Raw genomic sequence first — 1072 nt, 5'->3', positions numbered from 1 at the left:
GCAGGTACAGCGTGAACACGCTGCCCTGGCCCGGCGCGCTGATGAGCCGGATCTCGCCACCCAGCAGGCGCGAAAGTTCGCGGCTGATCGCCAGGCCCAGCCCCGTGCCGCCGTACTTGCGGCTGGTCGAGCCATCGGCCTGCTGGAAGGCCTCGAAGATGATCTGCTGCTTGTCGGGCGAAATGCCGATGCCGGTGTCGGCCACCGAGAAGGCGATCACCTGGCTGGCGCGGTTGAGCTCTTCGTTCTCGCGCGACCAGCCGCCGGTGGCCTGCGCGATGCTGAAGGTCACCTGGCCGACGTGGGTGAACTTGAACGCGTTCGACAGCAGGTTCTTGATGATCTGCTGCAGGCGCTTGACGTCGGTGATCAGGCTCTTCGGCAGCGGCGGCTCGAGCTGCACGACGAAGTCCACGTGCTTCGATTCGGCGAAGTGGCGGAAGCCGCGCTCGATCGAGCGGTGCAGCTCGTCGATGCGCAGTTCGGACACATCGACTGCTACCGTGCCSGACTCGATCTTCGACAGGTCCAGGATGTCGTTGATCAGCATCAGCAGGTCGTTGCCCGAAGCGTGGATGGTCTTCGAGAACTCGACCTGCTTCGGGCTCAGGTTGCCGTCGGGGTTCTTGCACAGCTGGTCCGACAGGATCAGCAGCGAGTTCAGCGGCGTGCGCAGCTCGTGCGACATGTTGGCCAGGAACTCGCTCTTGTACTTCGAGGTCAGCGCCAGCTGCTCGGCTTTTTCTTCCAGCGCCTGGCGGGCCTGCTCTACCTCGSCGTTCTTGCGCTCGACCTCCTGGTTCTGGTGAGCCAGCAGGCGCGCCTTGTCTTGCAGCTCCTGGTTGGTCTGCTGCAGCTCTTCCTGCCGGCTGCCCAGCTCGGAAGCCAGCGACTGCGATTGCTTCAGCAGGTCTTCGGTGCGGGTGTTGGCCTCGATCGTGTTGATCACGATGCCGATCGACTCGGTCAACTGGTCGAGGAAGGCCTCGTGCACCGGGTTGAAGTGCTCCAGCGATGCCAGCTCCAGCACGCCGCGCACCTGGCCTTCGAAGACCACCGGCAGCACCAGCAC

1 protein-coding gene is annotated in these 1072 nt (G+C 64.2%); it reads right to left on the bottom strand.

Translation table 11 applies throughout. The features are described from left to right. A partial coding sequence (locus tag AC1DYI_RS36610; protein WP_477208985.1) for a sensor histidine kinase occupies positions 1 to 1072 on the bottom strand: 1072 nt, incomplete at both ends.

Source organism: Ideonella sp. P3_A4 (genome assembly GCF_056403075.1).
Note: the sequence above shows the minus strand (reverse complement) of the source record. Positions and strands in the feature narration are given on the sequence as shown.